Genomic DNA, 16,554 nt, shown 5'->3' with positions numbered 1-16,554 from the left:
TATGCAATTAAATGAGGTGTTGAGATGAAAAAGATGACTGGTGCAGACGTTGTGATCGATAGTCTGCGTAAACATGGTGTCGATATGGTGTTTGGGATTCCCGGTGCCAAGATCGACCGCCTGTTTGAAGCCTTGGACGGTCAGGACAGCAAGGATTCACCGAAACTGATTGTGACCCGTCACGAACAGAATGCTGTCTTTATGGCCCAAGCTTACGGCCGTTTAACCGGAAAGACCGGGGTTGCTATTTCTACTTCTGGCCCCGGCGTCGGCAACCTAACCACCGGTATTATGACGGCCAACGCGGAAGGCGACCCGGTCCTCGCAATTGGTGGCCAAGTGCAGCGAAAAGACCTGCATCGAGCAACTCACCAAAGTACGCCATCAACTGAAATCATGGCACCAATTACCCAATACAGTGCAGAAATTCAGGATCCCGACAACATCTCTGAAATCATGGCGAATGCGTTTGAAGCCAGTCAGAATGGCCACAAGGGAACGGCCTTTGTCAGTCTGCCGCAAGACGTGGACGACGCAACGGTGACGGAACCGGCATTGCCGATCTATCAGACACCGCGGATGGGACCGGCTGATCCGCAAGATTTACGGAAACTGGTGGACTTAATTAAGAGTGCTAAGTTACCCGTCATCTTGGTTGGTCAACGGGGTGCCGACGAGGAAATTACAGCTGCTCTGCGGCGCTTGATGACCGATTACCACTTCCCAGTCGTCGAAACTTATCAGGCTGCGGGTGTGGTTTCCCGTGATCTGGAAGCTCAATCCTACTTTGGTCGGGTCGGCTTATTCCGTAACCAGGTTGGTGACCAATTATTGGCAGCCAGTGACCTGGTACTGGCGGTTGGTTACGATGCCATTGAGTATGAACCGCGTAACTGGAACGCCAACGATGACCTGCGCATCGTTAACTTGGATACCCTGCCGGCACAGATTGACAACCACTACACGCCAATCATGCAGCTGATCGGTAATATCGCTACGAGTCTGCAGGAACTTGACAGTTTACTGAGTGGCTACAGCTATCCGCAGGCGGCGAAGGGCACTTTGGCTAAGTTTAAGCAACAATTGGATGCCGACAAGCAATTGCAGGTGCCAAAAGAACATGGGGCAAACCACCCGTTGGCCATTGTGCAGGCAATCCAAGAAAATGTGACGGATGATATGACGGTGGCCGTGGATGTTGGTTCCCACTACATCTGGATGGCCCGTCACTTCCGTTGTTACGAACCGCGCCACCTGTTGATCAGTAACGGTATGCAAACGCTGGGTGTTGGTCTGCCATGGGCAATGGTAGCCGCTATGCTTCATCCCGAACATCAAGCGGTCGCCGTCGTCGGGGATGGGGGTTTCCTCTTCTCCGGTGCCGAGTTAGCCACCGCCGTTCAGCATCACTTGAACGTGGTTGTGATTGTCTGGAACGATGGCGGTCACTATGACATGGTTAAATTCCAAGAAGAGATGAAGTACCCACAAGCCGCTGGGGTCACATTTGGTGCAGTTGACATTGTTAAGTACGCCGAAAGCTGTGGCGCCACCGGATTACGGGTGAACAAGCCGACGGAATTGAAGGACACACTGCAAAAGGCCTTCAAGACTGATGGCCCGGTAGTCGTTGACGTTCCAGTTGACTACTCACGCAACCGTGACCTGGCTGCTAAGTTGATTAGTTCTCAACTGGGCTAAGGAGGCAGATACATGAGCAAACTTTATGAACACGGTACGTTGGCTGCGTTGATGGCCGGCAACATGGCCGGAACGATCGCAGTCGGTGATTTGTTGAAGCACGGTAATACAGGGATCGGCACCTTTGATGGCTTAAACGGCGAAGTCATCATCTTGAATGGCGAGGTTTACCAAGCGGTGAGCGATGGCCATGTCAATCATGTGACTGAGCGCGATGCTAAGATGCCGTTTGCGTCCGTTCACTTTCCGGATAAGCCAACGCCAGTCACATTGCAACAAGTCAACTTTGATTTGTTGAACGGGCAATTTGTAGACGATCATCAACTGGCAAACGTTTTTGCTTTTCTAAAGTTAAGCGGGCATTTTGAGAAGGTCCACACGCGGATCGCACCGAAGCAGGAACGGCCATATCCGAGCCTCTTGGAAGTTGCCAAGGGTCAGCCTGAATTCCATCGTCAGGATATTGACGGAACGATCCTGGGTTACTATGCACCGGATGTCTTCGGTAGCATTACCGCTGCCGGTTGGCACCTGCACTTCATTAGCGATGATCGTCAATTTGCCGGCCACCTGCTCGGCTTTAGTGCTGACCAGCTTAAGGGTGATTTTGAAATCTTCGACACGCTGGAACAACACCTGCCAGTTGAAGATCAGGATTATCGGCAGAGTAAGGTAGACCTGCAGAGTTTGCGGGCAGGAATCGCCGCTGCAGAAGGTAGCAAGTAATAACAGACAAAATCTGGACACACAGAAAAAGGATTCAGATGCCATTTTTGGTAACTGGATCCTTTTTTGCAAGTTATTGTTTGGGATGGGGCAAGCCCTTGATTTCATGTTTGACGTGGTTGAGCATGTCGTTAATCATCTCGACCACATGCGGGTCATCGACGACATAGAAGACCTGTTTGCCTTCGCGATGAAAACGGACGAGCTGGTATTGACGGAGAATCGCTAACTGCCGTGAAACCACCGGCTGTGACAAGCCCAGTTCATGGACGATTTCGTTCACGGGCACATCATTTTCCTGATAGTAGAGGAAATACAAGATTTTGATCCGGATGCTGTTGCTCAAGACGCCATAAATTTTAGCTGCTTCTTCAATTTGTTCACTTGGAATTTCCATTTGTTGCTAATCCTTTCAAAGGAGGGTCATTAAATGGCTGATCAGGCCACTGTCAAAAAATACGTAAAGACCGACACCCACGTAGATGACTTTTGTGATGCGATCGCCGTATTGTTTCATCATACGGTCCACAGCAGGCAAATCGCCGACTATTTTCAATAAGCATACCAATAAAACGGTCAAAATGGTAAGCAATAGTAAGACTTGAATGAATTGAAAAAGTGAAACTGTTGTCAGGACGGGTAAAAAGATTGAAAGATTGCAACCTGTGCAGACCGACAAATAGGTAAGCATCACTTCCAGCCAGCCATGTAAGTGGTGTTTGTCGCTTGGTGCTTCCTCGTCGTCATCATGAAATGCCAACCAAATTGGTAAGATGCCCAGTGTGCCCAACAACCACTCCGGCAAGAAAGTTGCTAACATTTTGCCAGCAACAAAGCTAGCCGATACGAGAATTAGAATGCCAACCAGATAGCCAACAATAACAGACTGTAAGGTGTATTTGCGCATTAAACAAATCAGGATAAAGAAAAAGTCGAGATTAACTGCAATAAAGGTGAGGCAAATAGTTAACCAACTCATACGATAGTTCCTCCGGATAATATCATTCTCATATAATATATACGGAATATGATATATATTCAAGAGATATTTTTTAAAGTCGTTAAGCAAAGTGGTTGCCGAATTGTTAAATCACTTATAAAATGTAAGTAAATTAAAAGGGAGATGTTAGCAATGAAGATCACGATTTTTGGTAAAGGCAACATGGGCCAGGCTATTGGCCACAATTTCGAAGAAGCTGGCAATACCGTTGAATACTATGGTTCACATGACCACGCCACTGATTTAGGACAGATCGTGATTATGGCCGTTCCGTACCCAGCTCTGAAGTCCTTGGCAACCCAATACGCAAATGAGTTGGTTGGCAAAATCGTTGTCGACATTACCAACCCGCTGAACTTCGATACTTGGGACGAACTGGTTGTACCTGCGGATGGCTCAGCAGCACAGCAACTGCAGGAACAACTGGGTCAAAGTACCGTTTTAAAAGCCTTCAACACGAATTTTGCTGCAACGTTGAAGAGTGGCAAAAATGGTGATCAGACAACGACCGTTTTGGTAGCTGGCAATGATCAGGCAGCGAAGGACACCTTCAGCGATGCACTTAAGGGCAGTCCACTAACGGTTGTTGATGCTGGTGCTTTGAAGCGGGCCCGGGAAATGGAAGCGATGGGCTTTCTGCAGATGACTTTAGCCGCTAACAAGAAGATTAGTTGGAATGGCGGCTGGAACTTAATTCATGGTTAATTGACTGATAGGATGCGTTAATCCAGAGGAAGAATCATGACTGACCCCTTTAAACAGATTTTTCAAGCCATTGCGTCCGATCCCGAAAACCGGGCTTTCACCCAAAAAGGGATCAAGCCCTTGTACTATGCGGGGCCGAATGCACGAATCCTGTTGATTGCCCAAGCACCAGGACAAAAGGCACAGGAGCAGGGAATGTTTTGGAATGACCGTAGCGGAGTTCGTCTGCGCGACTGGCTGGGACTTAGTTGGGACCAGTTCTATCATTCCAGCAAGGTTGCAATCATGCCGATGGATTTTTATTTCCCAGGAAATGGTCCGCATGGTGATCTGCCACCACGTCCCGATTTTGCGGCCAAATGGCACCCACAGCTGCTGAAGTTGATGCCCGATATTCAACTAACGATATTGATCGGTGCTTATGCTTGCCGTTCTTACCTGCATTTGGCTAAGAGTACGCCGATCACCCAGGTGGTCAAGAATTATCAGCAATACCTGCCGCAGTTCTTTCCGATCATTCACCCGTCACCGCGAAATCGGGTATGGATGAGCCGGAATCCGTGGTTTAGTGCGACAGTTCTCCCAGATTTGAAGAGCCAGGTCCAAGCAATTATGCAAGACCGGCCAGAGTAGCAGAAGAAGGGGATAATTGTGACAAAAGTGGCGATCTCCAGTGACAATCACCTGGATGTGAATCGAGTTGATTTAGAAGCAACCTTGACAGCGCAAGCTCAATATTTACGGTCAATTGCGGCTGACTATTACTTCCACATTGGTGACCTGTTTAACGACTTTGCCCAGACCCAGGACTACATGCAGCAGTTGCAGCAACGCTTGGCTGGGCAGACCCGCGTCTATTATTTAGCTGGCAACCATGACATGATGAACCACGCCAGTTTTGATCAACTCGAATCACTGCCGGATGCCCATTACCTGCACAATCGCTTTATTGATTTGCCAGGCAGCCAGTGGCGGGTGATCGGCAATAACGGCTGGTACGACTATGGTTTCTCACAATATGCCGACCAACCGGAGCGAGTTGCTAGCTGGAAACGGGTTTACTGGTTGGATAGCACCGCCGAACAGCCGATGAGCGATCCAGAACGGATGCAAAGAGTTTTGCAGCAAGTACGTGGACGTTTGCTGCAGGCGCAAGCGGATGGCCGCCGGGTGTTGTTTTTAACCCATTTTGCCCCGCGCCATGAATTGCTGGCCCCGCGTCCAGCGAGAGTCAATACGCCGCGACACGAAAAAGTCTTTGAGATGATCCAAGCAATGCTCGGCAGTGATCGGCTAGGGGAACTGCTAGAGTCGTTTCCCAATGTCAGTTATGTTGCCTATGGTCACCTGCATAACCGCCATCCAGCTTTGTCGCGAGGTCATGTCACTTACTTACACCAGGCAGTAGGTGTGCGCAATCGCCGTGTTAACGAATGGCAACGAGCCACTTTTATCGAGCAATGGCAGGCCACGCTACGGGTTCTCAATTTATCGTCAAAAAACGACCACTAGCTCGATTTGGTAATATAATTGACCGTAATTTTAGGGGGGTGCCTGGATGGAATTTCGAAAAGCGCAAACAGCTGATATACCTGAATTACGGTCTTTCTATCAAGAGGTCTGTGATCATCAGAAAGTGGATCAATACAGTCCCGAATGGCAGTGGGGTGTTCATCCAACCGAAGAGATGCTGAGAGACGCAATCGATGATCCACAGAAAATGCTACTGATTGCGGTTGATAGTCAACGGATTGCCGCTGCTGGCGCTCTTTATACGGGTGATGATCAGATCTACGGCCAGGGTCATTGGCAACGGAATTTTCCACAATCACAGGTGCGTGTTTTACATCTTTTTGCAACACGGCCACAGTACCGAGGGCATGGCCTTTCGCGGCGGTTCTTGCTTTATATTTTGAATCAGGCAAAACAAAATGGTGGCCAAGCTGTCCACGTAGACATTGTTGCCGATAACCTGCCAGCACAGCGTTCCTACGAGCGAGTGGGTTTTCAAGTGAGTGCCAGCCTGATTTTGAATTACTCTGACACCGGTCCGACGCCGGCCAAGTTGATGGAACGCGACTTAACTAATTGATACAAATAAATGGCTGCTAGCCTTGTCACAAGGGTTAGCAGCCATTTTACGTAGTTATTTTGATGCTTCATAATTAGCTTTTAAGAATTCTGCCATGTCCTGTGGAGCATCACCAGTCAAACGATGAAAATCATCGCTTGTTTCGCTGAGTAAACCTAATGCAGCGCCGGCATACATCGAAGCTAACTCTTTGCCATCACCTTCTGCGGCGTAAATGTTAGCAAACTCTTGAATGGCAACAGGTTGATAGCCAATGTGTCTGCCGGTTACATGTGACATGATGTGACTTAACTCGACCATGTTGTAGTTGTGAGACATTGACAGGAGATAACTTTGACCATGATCGCGTAAAACTGGCTGAACCGCTAAGCTGGCGATTGCCTTAGCACTATCATCGCGGCTGATAAACGACATCGCTTGTGATCCTACCGGGTAGATAACATTACCGCGTTGAATTAATTCCGGTAGGTAAGGCACCAATGGATCAGCGTATAAACTGTTGCGGACATAAGCGTAAGCAATATCGCTGCCAGCTAGCCGTCGAGGGACGTAGGCATAGAATGGCGACATTTGGAATGGGTTGTTCACTTGATCCGCGAAGAAACTGACGAAAATAAATGATTTGATGTGATTACGTTTTGCACCTGCCAAGACGTTTTCAAATTCGCTGATGCGATCGGTCAGATTGTAGGTGATGCTCGGAATGTAAACCAGGACATCAATGTCTTTGAATGCTTGATCAATACTAGCGACATCGTGGTAGTCTAAGTGGCTAATCTCACCACCGAAGTTTGTAAACAGGGATCGTTTTTTAAGATTGTGAATACCAAGACGGATATTTTCTTCCATTGTCATTTGAGCCAAATGAGTTGCTACTTTTCGTCCTAAGTGACCGCTTGCGCCGGTAATCAAGTAATTCATATTAGTCATCCTTTCCGCTTTTGTAATTTGTAATGATTTCGTCAATGATGTCTTGGAGAGTAATTCGTTCGAGGCGTCCCAGTGCTGCAGACTGCACCTCGTGATAGTGTTGGGTCAGGATTCCCTGAATTTGACTACCAACGATGCATTGCGGATTAGTCTTGTGGTCAACAGTGAACAGGGGTTTATCATTTTCCACCGCTAGATAAATGTCCAATAAGGTGATATTGGCGGCATCCTTAGCCAAAACGGGATTGGGCGAGCCGTGAGTGGTTTTGATCAATGCCGCCTTTTGCAGGGCACTCATTATTCGCCGCACGACAACAGGTGAAGTCATTACACTCTTAGCGATGTTTTCACTGGATAACTTCGTGTTTTGATAGATGTAGATAAAAGCCATGATATGAATGGCGTCACTATAACGAGTAGAAATTGCCATATTTAAATCTCCCTTTGTCAGACATTGTATCAAAGTAATTGTAACTAAGCAAGTTACAAGATATTCGTATAATTTGACAGGTTAATCAGCAATATACTATTATGCGTGTAACTTGTATAGTTACGAGAAAGGACACAACGAAATGATCGAATATGAGCACATTGCCAAGAGCTTTGTTGGTAAAACAGTTCTACAAGACGTGTCATTCACCGTCAACAAGGGTGAATTGTTTGTACTGGTGGGCCCGAGTGGTAGCGGTAAAACCACACTTTTGAAGATGTTTAACCGCCTCGTCGTCCCGGACGATGGCAATGTTTACTTCAATCATAAAAAGATCAAAGATTATGACCTGCAAGATTTGCGTCTGCATACCGGTTACGTGCTGCAGGATAGCAGTCTGTTTCCCAATCTGAATATTGAGGACAACATTGGTATTCAATTGGAGCAGCAAGGCATGGACCGTAAACAGCGCCACGAAATTGCCCGTCAATTGTTGACTAAGGTGGATCTGGACGAAAGTTACGCCAAGCGGATGCCGAATGAGTTGTCTGGCGGTGAGCAGCAACGGGTCGGCATTGTCCGTGCGTTGGCGGCTCAGCCCGGCGTCATCTTGATGGATGAATCATTCAGCGCGCTTGACCCAGTGGTGCGTAAACAGCTGCAGGATCTGGTGTTAAAAATTCACCATGCGACGGCGACAACAATCCTGTTTGTAACGCACGACATGCGCGAGGCCCTCAGGATGGGTGACAAGATCGCGGTGCTCAAAGATGGCGTTCTGCAACAGGTTGGCGCGCCCAACGACATCATCCTTCATCCGGCCAATGCCTTCGTGAAGAATTTCTTCAAGGGCCATGGCATACAACCGGACTTCGATCGCTTAGTTTGCGACGTGCTGGGGCAGCGGATCACAAATGCCGACGCAGGTAGTGCAGTGGCAATGACCAGCTTGACTCAATTGTTGGCCTACTTTCGCGATCATGATACTGACGCCGTGGTTTGCCGGTTGGGTAGCGGCGACTTTCGCATTCAGCGAGATAACGTTTGGAATTACCTGATCAGAAAGGAGCACGAGAATGCTTAGTACATTGCAAAGTCAACAAGTTGCAATCATCAAAGCGCTTGAGCAACACATCGGCATTTCGCTGCTCTCCTTGCTGATTGCGATGGTCATTGCGATTCCGTTAGCCATTTTGCTGAAGGACCACCGGCGGATTGCTGAAGCCTGCTTGCAGGTGGCCGGTATCATTCAAACCATCCCAAGCCTAGCCGTTTTAGGGCTCTTGATTCCCATTGTCGGGATTGGGACGGTGCCGGCCGTAATTGCATTAGTCCTGTATGCGATTATGCCAATCTTTCAAAACACCTATGCTGGATTGACCGACATCGCACCCAACCTCGAAGAAGCGGCAACGGCATTTGGTCTGACTAAGTGGAAGAAATTAGAACGCTTGGAGCTGCCAATGGCAATGCCGATGATCCTTTCAGGCATTCGGATTTCGTTGGTCATGATCATTGGGACCGCGACGTTGGCAGCCTTAATCGGCGGTGGCGGCCTTGGTACTTTTATCCTGACTGGTATTCAATCCAACAACAACGATTATGTGATTATTGGTGCCGTGCTGTCCGCTGTACTGGCCTTCTTCTTTAGCTGGCTGTTGAAGTTTATTAGCAAAAACACCAAGCGGATGCGGGTTGGACTAATTGGAATTGCGCTTATCTTGATCGGCTTTGGCGGCTTTAAAACTTATCAAGCAGTCTGGCCGGCACCAACCAAGATTGTGATCGCCGGCAAGATGGGGAGCGAACCGGATATTCTGATTCACATGTACAAGGACCTGATCAAAGATGCTGATCCAAAAGCGGATGTGACCTTGAAGCCAAACTTTGGCGGAACCAACTTTCTTTTTAAGGCCTTGCAGAGCAACCAGATTGACATCTATCCGGAATTTACGGGCACGGTGAACCAGCAGATTATCAAGCTCAAGGGTAAGACCAGTTCGGATCCGGAAAAGACATATCAAACGGCGCGGCGTGAGTTGGCTAGTCGTTACCAGATGCGTTACCTAAAGCCAATGAAATATCAAAATGGTTACGCACTCGTTGCCAGTCCCCAATTTGCACAGGAACATCAGTTGACCAAGATGAGTCAGTTGTCGGCCTTGAATGACCAGGTCGAGGCCGGTTTTGATCCTGACTTCTACCAGCTGCATGATGGTTATCCTGGCCTGAAGGGGCCTTATGGCTATAACTTCAAGACGGTCAAAACGATGGAACCGTCAATTCGTTACAAGGCGATTGCGAACGGCCGGGTCAATGTGGTTGACGGTTACACGACCGATCCGCAGATTCCGCAATATCATCTGAAAATGCTGCAAGACGACAAGCATTTCTTCCCGCCGTACCAAGGTGCACCGTTGATGAAGGAGTCGTTTGCCAAGAAGAATCCTAAAGTGGTTAAGGCGCTAAATAAGCTGTCTGGCAAAATTACTACTGAGGAAATGCAGCAGATGAACTATGACGTGACCGTTAAGAAGCAGAGTGCCGCGCATGTTGCCCGCCGCTATCTTTTACAGCATCATTTGATCAAAAAATAATCAACAAATTACTACGTGACCAACTCTTAAAAAGATGAGCTGGTCACGTTTTTTAGTTAATCGCTTGAATCGACGTTTTTTGCGATTTGTTTAAGATTACGACATTTGTTGATTAAAAATTCGAAAATGTCAGCCATTTTACCCCCAAATAGACTAAAATAGAGGTAGTTGAAAACGCTTACAAGATACTCAGAGGAGGTAATCGAATGACTGATCGAAATGACGCCAATGTATTATGGTTTGACGAATTGCACCGTTCCGATGTTAACTTGGTCGGCGGGAAGTCTTCATCTTTGGGTGAAATGACTTCGGAAATGAACGTTCCGGTTCCTTACGGCTTTGCTACCACGGCACATGCTTATCGTTACTTTATGAGTGCCACAGACCTGAATACTCAAGTTAAATACATTCTGAACAGTATTCAGGACTACGAAAACAGCGATGAATTACACGCTGCCTGCAACAAGATTCGTCGGTTGATCACGGCCGCTAAGATGCCTGAAGATTTGGCTAAGGATATTCGTCAGGCTTACCAGATGCTGTCACAGAAGGTTGGTCAGCCGGATCCATTCGTGGCCATTCGTTCCTCCGCAACTGCCGAAGACTTGCCAAACGCATCCTTCGCCGGCCAGCAAGAATCATACTTGAACATTAAAGGCGCCGACGATGTTGTTCAGCGGGTTCAGGAATGTTATGCTTCACTGTTTACTGACCGGGCTACTTACTACCGGCACAAGCAGAACTTCCCATATGACAAGGTAGCCTTATCCGCTGCCGTTCAAATGATGGTCTTCTCCAAGGCTTCTGGGATCATGTTCTCAGTCAATGTTGCCAACGGGGATGAATCACAGATCGTGATCGACCCAATTTATGGTCTGGGTGAATACGTTGTTTTAGGTAAGGTAACCCCTGACCACTTCATTATTGACAAGAAGACGATGAAGATCGTTGACAAGACCATCACCGCTCAAACCGTTCAGTTAACCCGTCTGCCAGGCGGTGGTACGAAGGAAGAACCAGTGCCAGAAGAACTGCAGAACAAGCAGGTATTGACTGATGAGCAAGTACTGGAACTGGCCGGTTATGCTAAGGAAATCGAAAACCACTATGGCTGCCTGATGGACATGGAATTTGCCCTCGACTCCAACACCAACAAACTGTGGATCGTTCAGGCACGGCCAGAAACGGTTTGGTCACAGCGGAAGAAGCAGGAAGCTGCTAACCCGGTTACCAAGGAAAACGGCGAGCTGAAATTACAAGCAGCCAAGACGAAGGTTGCCGTTCGTGGTTTGCCAGCTAGTCCAGGCCTGGCCAGCGGTATTGTCCACGTCATTGACGACCCGAAGGACATTGATCAATTCAAGAAGGGTGAAGTGCTGGTTACCTTGATGACTTCACCAGACTGGGTTCCAGCAATGAAGAAGGCTGCCGCCATTATCACCAACAACGGTGGGATGACCTGCCACGCCGCTATCGTTTCGCGTGAAATGCAGATTCCATGTATCGTTGGGACCAAGAGTAAGGGTAAAGCAGCCACTGATGTCTTCAAGGACGGCGATGTTGTGACCGTCGATGCCAAGAACGGGGTTGTTTACCAAGGTAAAGTGGAAGAAATGCTGGAGAAGCCAAAGCAGGCTACCCAGCAGGTTGCCGCTGCTGCCGAATACTTCCCACCGACAGCTACTGGCGTCATGATGAACTTAGGTGACCCAGACCTGGTTGACCGTTATGCCGGCCTGCCAGCTGATGGGATCGGTCTGATGCGGGAAGAATTCCTGTGGACGACTTACATTCATGAACACCCACTTTACTTGATTGAAAAGGGTCATCCTGAAACCGTGGTTAACAAGTTAGCTAACGGGGTTGCTCAAGTTGCCCGGGCAATGTCACCACGGCCAGTGATCCTGCGTCTGTCCGACTTCAAGTCCAGTGAATACCGGAAGCTGAAGGGCGGCGAAAAGTATGAACCACACGAACCATCCGACCTGCTTGGCTGGCGTGGTGCCTCTCGTTACTACGACCCGAAGTACATCGAAGCCTTCAAGCTTGAACTGGATGCCGTAAAGAAGGTTCGTGACGAGTATGGTCTGAAGAACCTGAATGTTATGATTCCATTCGTTCGGACAGTGGCAGAAGCACAACGGATCACCGAGATCATGGAAGGTGAAGGCCTGGTTCGGAGCCACGACTTCAAGGTTTACATGATGGCGGAAATCCCGTCCAACATCATCTGTGCCGACAAGTTTAACCACTATGTCGACGGCTACTCCATCGGGTCCAACGACTTGGCTATGTTGCTCTTAGGCTGTGACCGGAACAACGGCATGGTTGCTCACCTGTTTGATGAACGTAACTTAACCGTTAAACGGGCAATCGTTCACCTGATCAAGACGGCTCACAAGGACGGCAAGACCGTTTCCATTTGTGGTCAGGCACCATCTGAATACCCAGAATTCACTAACTTCCTGATCCAGCACGGTATCGACTACGTTTCCGTCAACCCAGACATGGTTAAGACGACGAAGCGTAACGTTGCTCACTACGAACAGCGGATCATGCTCGACCACGCTACTGGAATGGGACTTAAGGATCCTGAAGAGTACGATTGGTAAAATGGTCGTTTGAAATTGACGTTGATCGTGTTATGATCAAGTTAAATTAATACAGTTTCCACCGGGAAATAAATTACTAAAGATAGCTGATACTTTCGTTAGGTCTTTGAAGAAAGTATCGACTATCTTTTTTGTTTTTTAAGGGGAGATAGATCTTATGAAATGGGCAATGTTAGGTTTTGGCACTGTTGGACAAGCAGTTTGGCACCAGGCGCAACGGCAGCGGAAGTCCTTTAGTCTCGGGCACGTCTTGGTCCGTCATCCAGACCACTATCGTCAATTTAAGCAGGTCGACTTAGTAACCGATCCCCAGTTGATCATTGAGAACCCAGACGTTGAGACCGTGGTTGAGGTGATGGGTGGCCTGCACCCGGCGGCCGAATACATAAGTGCTTGTTTGCAGCGGGGCAAGAATGTCGTGACGGCCAACAAAGCCTTGCTGGCCCGGCAATTGCCGCAATTACAACGACTTGCCCAGACCTACCATTGCCATTTGTGCTTTGAAGCCAGTGTGGGTGGAGGTATCCCCATCATTCATACCCTGCGTGATTTGGTCCGCCGTGATCGGGTGTTGGCAATTGATGGCATCTTAAATGGAACCAGCAATTACGTCTTAACGGCGATGCAGCAGGGAGGTTTATCGCTTCAGCAGGCACTTTCAGAGGCCCAGCAGAAAGGGTACGCCGAGCGGGGCAGTGATTTAGATCTAACGGGTTGGGACGCCGCCAACAAACTAGTGATTCTAGCTAACTTAGCCTTTCATCGGTTTTACCCGGTGGAAAAGGTGGCTCGCACGGAGATCACTGACGACCTGGATATTGGACAAGCGGCCGAACACAATCAAGTCCTCAAACAGGTAGGCCACATCGCCATTGCTCAGGGAAAGCTGAAGATTCGGGTTACCCTGGACCAATTGCCAGCTAGTCATTTGCCAGCCCACGTTGATGGGGTCACCAACTGGATTCAGTTGACTACCGAACATTTAGGAAAGTTGAGCCTGATGGGGCCAGGAGCCGGTGGCGATGCAACTGCCAATAGCATTTGGCAAGACCTGCTCTGGCTTTCAGACTCACAAAAATGACAAAAACAGGCCGCAAAGCTTGTACGATCCTGCTTGCGGCCTAAATGAATTATTTTGCGGTCAACCACTGTTCGTGCACTCAGGCAGTGGTTGGCAGTTAAACGCAAAAGGACCAGCGGAAACAAAGCGCTGATCCTTTTTCTTATAGCTTATTTTAAACTGATTTCGCCGGCGACATCGGTCTGAAAGAATTGTTTGACCTGTTCGACATTCATGCCTTGGCCCAGAGCCCACATTAATTTGGTGATGGCACTTTCGCTGGTCATATCACGTGCGGAAATGGCACCAGCGAGGAGGGCTTGGCGACCCACTTCGTAACGGGTGAAGTCGCTCTTCTCGTATAAGACCTGACTGGAAGCGATGACGGGGATTCCGGCACGGCTGAGATTGGCGATCGCTGCGGCAACGTTACGCCGGATATAGGTCATGCCCCCAATTCCGTAGGCTTCGATCACGATGCCACGAGTACCGTTGTCGGCCATCGCTTGAATGATGTGCGGATCAAAGCCAGGAAAAAGCTTGATCAAGGCGACGTTGGTATCGATTTTAGTGTTCAAAATGCAGTCACCGTCAACAGGTTTGGGTTGCTCATTCATGACCAGACCGTCAGAAGTGATCTCGGCAACTGGTGGAACATTGACACTCTCAAAGGCGTTGAAGGCGGTCGTCCGCACTTTGACGCTGCGGCAACCGCGGATGATTTTACGATCAAAAGCGACATAGATTCCTGGCGCACATTGGGCAGCGGCAGCGAAGGCAGCTTTCAAGTTGTCAGGGGCGTCACTTAATGGTTGAGTGATGGGCATTTGACTCCCGGTAAGCACAACGGGCAGGTTGATGTGCTGAAGCATGAAGGTCAGCATTGAAGCCGTATAGGCCATCGTATCGGTCCCGTGGGAGATGACGATGCCGTCGTAATCGTTGCGGTACTGGTAAACCTTTTTAGCGATCAGTTGCCATTCTTCTGGTTGGATATTTGAAGAATCCAGATTTAAGATGTCCTTAACGGTGATTTGATAAGGGATATTGCCAACGAGTGACAAGAGGTCTTGGCCGCTTTCACCAGGGGCCAGGCCCTCCTTGGTATTGACTGAGGCAATCGTGCCCCCAGTTGACAACATCAGCAGACTTTTTTCCGCCATCACTTCCACCACCTTTACAGATTAATTATATTCTAATTTTGCTCATGCCGAAAAACAAGGAGGGATCATATGGAGCAGCCAGTAAAGGGTCAAGACCAGTATTTGCGTACTCACGCTCCGTGGCCGATCCCCAAATGTGCCAGCTTTACCATGGCGAAGAAGGCTGGCGGCTACTGGCAGGCCAAATACCGCTGGCAAGCAGCTGGTTGGTCATACGAAGCACGCTGGCACGAACGCACCCCAGCGGCTCGTTTGGTGACCTGGCCGAGTTGGCGCTTAGACCGGGTGAAGGCAGGGAAAGGTTTTGGTCCGGATGCCCATGCCAGGTGTGAACAAAGCTTGGTTGGTGACCAGTGGGAGTCGACTCGACGCCTGCGTTACTGTGCCCGCCGGTTTGAAGACGGCCAGGCCAGCGATCAGGATGTGCAATGGCTGCTGAATGCCCACTATCGTTCTGTATAGGCAAACCGCTATCCGCTTAACCGATCTGAGTTGACGAGTAACTCACAGGGTCGACCGGCGTTTCATATTTGCCTGCATAAATAGGTAAAAGTCCTTGAAAACGCATTAAAAAACATCGCTCTTTAGACGGTGGTTTGTGTTATGGTTAATTTGTAATTATTTTAGAAAAGGATTAATGATTCATATGAAGAAACTTGCGCTGTTCGTAGCCAGTTTGTGTTTAGCAATTTTGACTGTGACCGGTATTTCGGCTCGGGCCAACAGTGATCCCGGGGCGACGACCGTTTTTGTGCATGGCCTGCAAGGGACCCATGGATCGACTGACACCATGATTCGGGACCTGAGCCGTCGCAATCCTGGTACCAAGAAGGTGATGACGATCAACGTGACCTCCTCGGGCCGGTTGATTGTTCATGGCCACATGCAAAAGGTTGCACACCCGCTTGTCCAGGTTAACTTCCTGAATAATTCGGCGCCGACAACGAAGAACGCACATTGGCTGATCAAAGCTCTGAATTATCTCAAGACCAAGTCAGGTGTCGACCAAGTCAATCTGGTCGCACATTCTGCCGGCAACGTGGCCGTTTACCAGGCGTTGGCCTACCAGCCATCCCGGATTCCGACGGTCAAGAAATTTGTGATTTTGGCGGGGCCATTTGACGGTGTCCTGTCATTGAACGACCAGCCGAACAAGAACAAAGTGAGTGCTAAGAACCACTACAATCCGTCGATCAAGTACCCGGCTAACCAGTATTACCCGAGTTATGAACGGCTGATGCAGTTGAGCAGCACCTTTCCACGGTCGGTGAAGGTCTTGAACATCTATGGCAACATCGGTGACGGCAGCAATTCCGACACACTAGTGACCAATGCTTCTTCCTTGTCGGTTAACTATTTGTTGCGTCACCAAAAGACCAAGGTCGTTAACAAGTGCTGGAAGAGCAGCAAGGCCACGCATTCCGGCCTGCACAAGAGCAAGCAGGTGGACAACTGGATCGCGGACTTCCTGTGGTAAGCAGGGATTGACGATTTTTCGCAGACGAATATAATGATTTCGTTAAGATATTAAGAAAGAT

Annotated in this window: 17 protein-coding genes; 12 read left to right on the top strand and 5 right to left on the bottom strand. The window is 48.8% G+C overall.

Annotation, left to right across the window (positions count from 1 at the left end; translation table 11 throughout):
• Positions 1-24 precede the first annotated feature (24 nt).
• Together alsS and budA are read left to right on the top strand one after the other, a co-directional pair.
• Positions 25-1,701: an acetolactate synthase AlsS gene (alsS, locus tag IV45_RS05305; protein WP_057741357.1), complete on the top strand. Its 1,677-nt coding sequence runs from the start codon at positions 25-27 to the stop codon at positions 1,699-1,701.
• Positions 1,702-1,713: 12 nt separating this feature from the next.
• The gene (gene budA, locus IV45_RS05300; RefSeq protein ID WP_057741356.1) at positions 1,714-2,427 is read left to right on the top strand and encodes an acetolactate decarboxylase; all 714 of its coding nucleotides are present in this window, start codon (positions 1,714-1,716) and stop codon (positions 2,425-2,427) included.
• A 73-nt stretch (positions 2,428-2,500) separates the two neighbouring features.
• On the opposite strand, the gene IV45_RS05295 is transcribed toward budA, so the two are convergent.
• Positions 2,501-2,824: an ArsR/SmtB family transcription factor gene (locus IV45_RS05295; protein ID WP_057741354.1), complete on the bottom strand. Its 324-nt coding sequence runs from the start codon at positions 2,822-2,824 to the stop codon at positions 2,501-2,503.
• A 15-nt stretch (positions 2,825-2,839) separates the two neighbouring features.
• A complete protein-coding gene (locus IV45_RS05290) occupies positions 2,840-3,406 on the bottom strand; it encodes a cadmium resistance transporter (RefSeq protein ID WP_057741353.1) in 567 nt (188 codons plus the stop codon).
• A gap of 153 nt (positions 3,407-3,559) precedes the next feature.
• Here IV45_RS05290 and IV45_RS05285 point away from each other — a divergent pair, with 153 nt between their 5' ends.
• Genes IV45_RS05285 through IV45_RS05270 form a run of 4 tightly spaced genes read left to right on the top strand, consistent with a single transcriptional unit; the run spans position 3,560 to position 6,224 of the window.
• Positions 3,560-4,132, top strand: coding sequence for an NADPH-dependent F420 reductase (locus IV45_RS05285; RefSeq protein ID WP_057741351.1), 573 nt, complete (start codon positions 3,560-3,562; stop codon positions 4,130-4,132).
• A 36-nt stretch (positions 4,133-4,168) separates the two neighbouring features.
• Complete coding sequence (locus IV45_RS05280; RefSeq protein ID WP_057741349.1) at positions 4,169-4,765, top strand: uracil-DNA glycosylase family protein; 597 nt, start codon at positions 4,169-4,171, stop codon at positions 4,763-4,765.
• Positions 4,766-4,783: 18 nt separating this feature from the next.
• Positions 4,784-5,644, top strand: coding sequence for a metallophosphoesterase (locus IV45_RS05275; RefSeq protein WP_057741347.1), 861 nt, complete (start codon positions 4,784-4,786; stop codon positions 5,642-5,644).
• A gap of 46 nt (positions 5,645-5,690) precedes the next feature.
• On the top strand, positions 5,691-6,224 hold the full coding sequence (locus IV45_RS05270; RefSeq protein ID WP_057741346.1) for a GNAT family N-acetyltransferase: 534 nt from the start codon (positions 5,691-5,693) through the stop codon (positions 6,222-6,224).
• 54 nt (positions 6,225-6,278) lie between these two features.
• Here the strand turns inward: IV45_RS05270 and IV45_RS05265 are convergent, their stop codons facing one another.
• Positions 6,279-7,145, bottom strand: a complete 867-nt coding sequence (locus IV45_RS05265; protein ID WP_057741344.1) for an NmrA family NAD(P)-binding protein — start codon at positions 7,143-7,145, stop codon at positions 6,279-6,281.
• 1 nt (position 7,146) lies between these two features.
• Complete coding sequence (locus IV45_RS05260) at positions 7,147-7,584, bottom strand: Rrf2 family transcriptional regulator (protein ID WP_057741342.1); 438 nt, start codon at positions 7,582-7,584, stop codon at positions 7,147-7,149.
• Positions 7,585-7,726: 142 nt separating this feature from the next.
• Between IV45_RS05260 and IV45_RS05255 the strand changes: the two genes are divergently transcribed.
• The 4 genes from IV45_RS05255 to IV45_RS05240 all read left to right on the top strand — a co-directional run bounded on the left by IV45_RS05255 (position 7,727) and on the right by IV45_RS05240 (position 13,874).
• A complete protein-coding gene (locus IV45_RS05255; protein ID WP_057741340.1) occupies positions 7,727-8,668 on the top strand; it encodes an ATP-binding cassette domain-containing protein in 942 nt (313 codons plus the stop codon).
• Complete coding sequence (locus IV45_RS05250; protein ID WP_057741338.1) at positions 8,661-10,181, top strand: ABC transporter permease/substrate-binding protein; 1,521 nt, start codon at positions 8,661-8,663, stop codon at positions 10,179-10,181. The genes IV45_RS05255 and IV45_RS05250 overlap by 8 nt, the downstream gene beginning before the upstream one ends.
• A 206-nt stretch (positions 10,182-10,387) precedes the next feature.
• A complete protein-coding gene (gene ppsA, locus IV45_RS05245; RefSeq protein ID WP_057741337.1) occupies positions 10,388-12,793 on the top strand; it encodes a phosphoenolpyruvate synthase in 2,406 nt (801 codons plus the stop codon).
• A gap of 157 nt (positions 12,794-12,950) precedes the next feature.
• The gene (locus tag IV45_RS05240) at positions 12,951-13,874 is read left to right on the top strand and encodes a homoserine dehydrogenase (protein WP_057741335.1); all 924 of its coding nucleotides are present in this window, start codon (positions 12,951-12,953) and stop codon (positions 13,872-13,874) included.
• 149 nt (positions 13,875-14,023) lie between these two features.
• Here IV45_RS05240 and IV45_RS05235 read toward each other — a convergent pair whose 3' ends face one another.
• Positions 14,024-15,016 carry an asparaginase gene (locus IV45_RS05235; RefSeq protein ID WP_057741334.1) on the bottom strand — a complete coding sequence of 331 codons (993 nt, stop codon included), beginning with the start codon at positions 15,014-15,016 and terminating at the stop codon, positions 14,024-14,026.
• Between the two features lie 69 nt (positions 15,017-15,085).
• On the opposite strand from IV45_RS05235, the gene IV45_RS05230 reads away from it, so the two are divergent.
• Both IV45_RS05230 and IV45_RS05225 read left to right on the top strand, forming a co-directional pair.
• A complete protein-coding gene (locus tag IV45_RS05230) occupies positions 15,086-15,478 on the top strand; it encodes a hypothetical protein (RefSeq protein WP_057741332.1) in 393 nt (130 codons plus the stop codon).
• Positions 15,479-15,662: 184 nt separating this feature from the next.
• On the top strand, positions 15,663-16,493 hold the full coding sequence (locus IV45_RS05225; protein WP_057741331.1) for an alpha/beta hydrolase: 831 nt from the start codon (positions 15,663-15,665) through the stop codon (positions 16,491-16,493).
• Positions 16,494-16,554 lie beyond the last annotated feature (61 nt).

The organism is Limosilactobacillus secaliphilus, assembly GCF_001437055.1.
Lineage (GTDB): Bacteria > Bacillota > Bacilli > Lactobacillales > Lactobacillaceae > Limosilactobacillus > Limosilactobacillus secaliphilus.
The sequence above is the reverse complement of the archived record's forward strand: the minus strand, read 5'-3'. Positions and strand labels throughout refer to the sequence as shown.

Coding starts and splice junctions, on each gene's coding strand:
- alsS (WP_057741357.1), top strand. CDS start 25: ATGAAAAAGATGACTGGTGCAGACGTTGTGATCGATAGTCTGCGTAAA.
- budA (WP_057741356.1), top strand. CDS start 1,714: ATGAGCAAACTTTATGAACACGGTACGTTGGCTGCGTTGATGGCCGGC.
- IV45_RS05295 (WP_057741354.1), bottom strand. CDS start 2,824: ATGGAAATTCCAAGTGAACAAATTGAAGAAGCAGCTAAAATTTATGGC.
- IV45_RS05290 (WP_057741353.1), bottom strand. CDS start 3,406: ATGAGTTGGTTAACTATTTGCCTCACCTTTATTGCAGTTAATCTCGAC.
- IV45_RS05285 (WP_057741351.1), top strand. CDS start 3,560: ATGAAGATCACGATTTTTGGTAAAGGCAACATGGGCCAGGCTATTGGC.
- IV45_RS05280 (WP_057741349.1), top strand. CDS start 4,169: ATGACTGACCCCTTTAAACAGATTTTTCAAGCCATTGCGTCCGATCCC.
- IV45_RS05270 (WP_057741346.1), top strand. CDS start 5,691: ATGGAATTTCGAAAAGCGCAAACAGCTGATATACCTGAATTACGGTCT.
- IV45_RS05265 (WP_057741344.1), bottom strand. CDS start 7,145: ATGAATTACTTGATTACCGGCGCAAGCGGTCACTTAGGACGAAAAGTA.
- IV45_RS05260 (WP_057741342.1), bottom strand. CDS start 7,584: ATGGCAATTTCTACTCGTTATAGTGACGCCATTCATATCATGGCTTTT.
- IV45_RS05255 (WP_057741340.1), top strand. CDS start 7,727: ATGATCGAATATGAGCACATTGCCAAGAGCTTTGTTGGTAAAACAGTT.
- IV45_RS05250 (WP_057741338.1), top strand. CDS start 8,661: ATGCTTAGTACATTGCAAAGTCAACAAGTTGCAATCATCAAAGCGCTT.
- ppsA (WP_057741337.1), top strand. CDS start 10,388: ATGACTGATCGAAATGACGCCAATGTATTATGGTTTGACGAATTGCAC.
- IV45_RS05240 (WP_057741335.1), top strand. CDS start 12,951: ATGAAATGGGCAATGTTAGGTTTTGGCACTGTTGGACAAGCAGTTTGG.
- IV45_RS05235 (WP_057741334.1), bottom strand. CDS start 15,016: ATGGCGGAAAAAAGTCTGCTGATGTTGTCAACTGGGGGCACGATTGCC.
- IV45_RS05230 (WP_057741332.1), top strand. CDS start 15,086: ATGGAGCAGCCAGTAAAGGGTCAAGACCAGTATTTGCGTACTCACGCT.
- IV45_RS05225 (WP_057741331.1), top strand. CDS start 15,663: ATGAAGAAACTTGCGCTGTTCGTAGCCAGTTTGTGTTTAGCAATTTTG.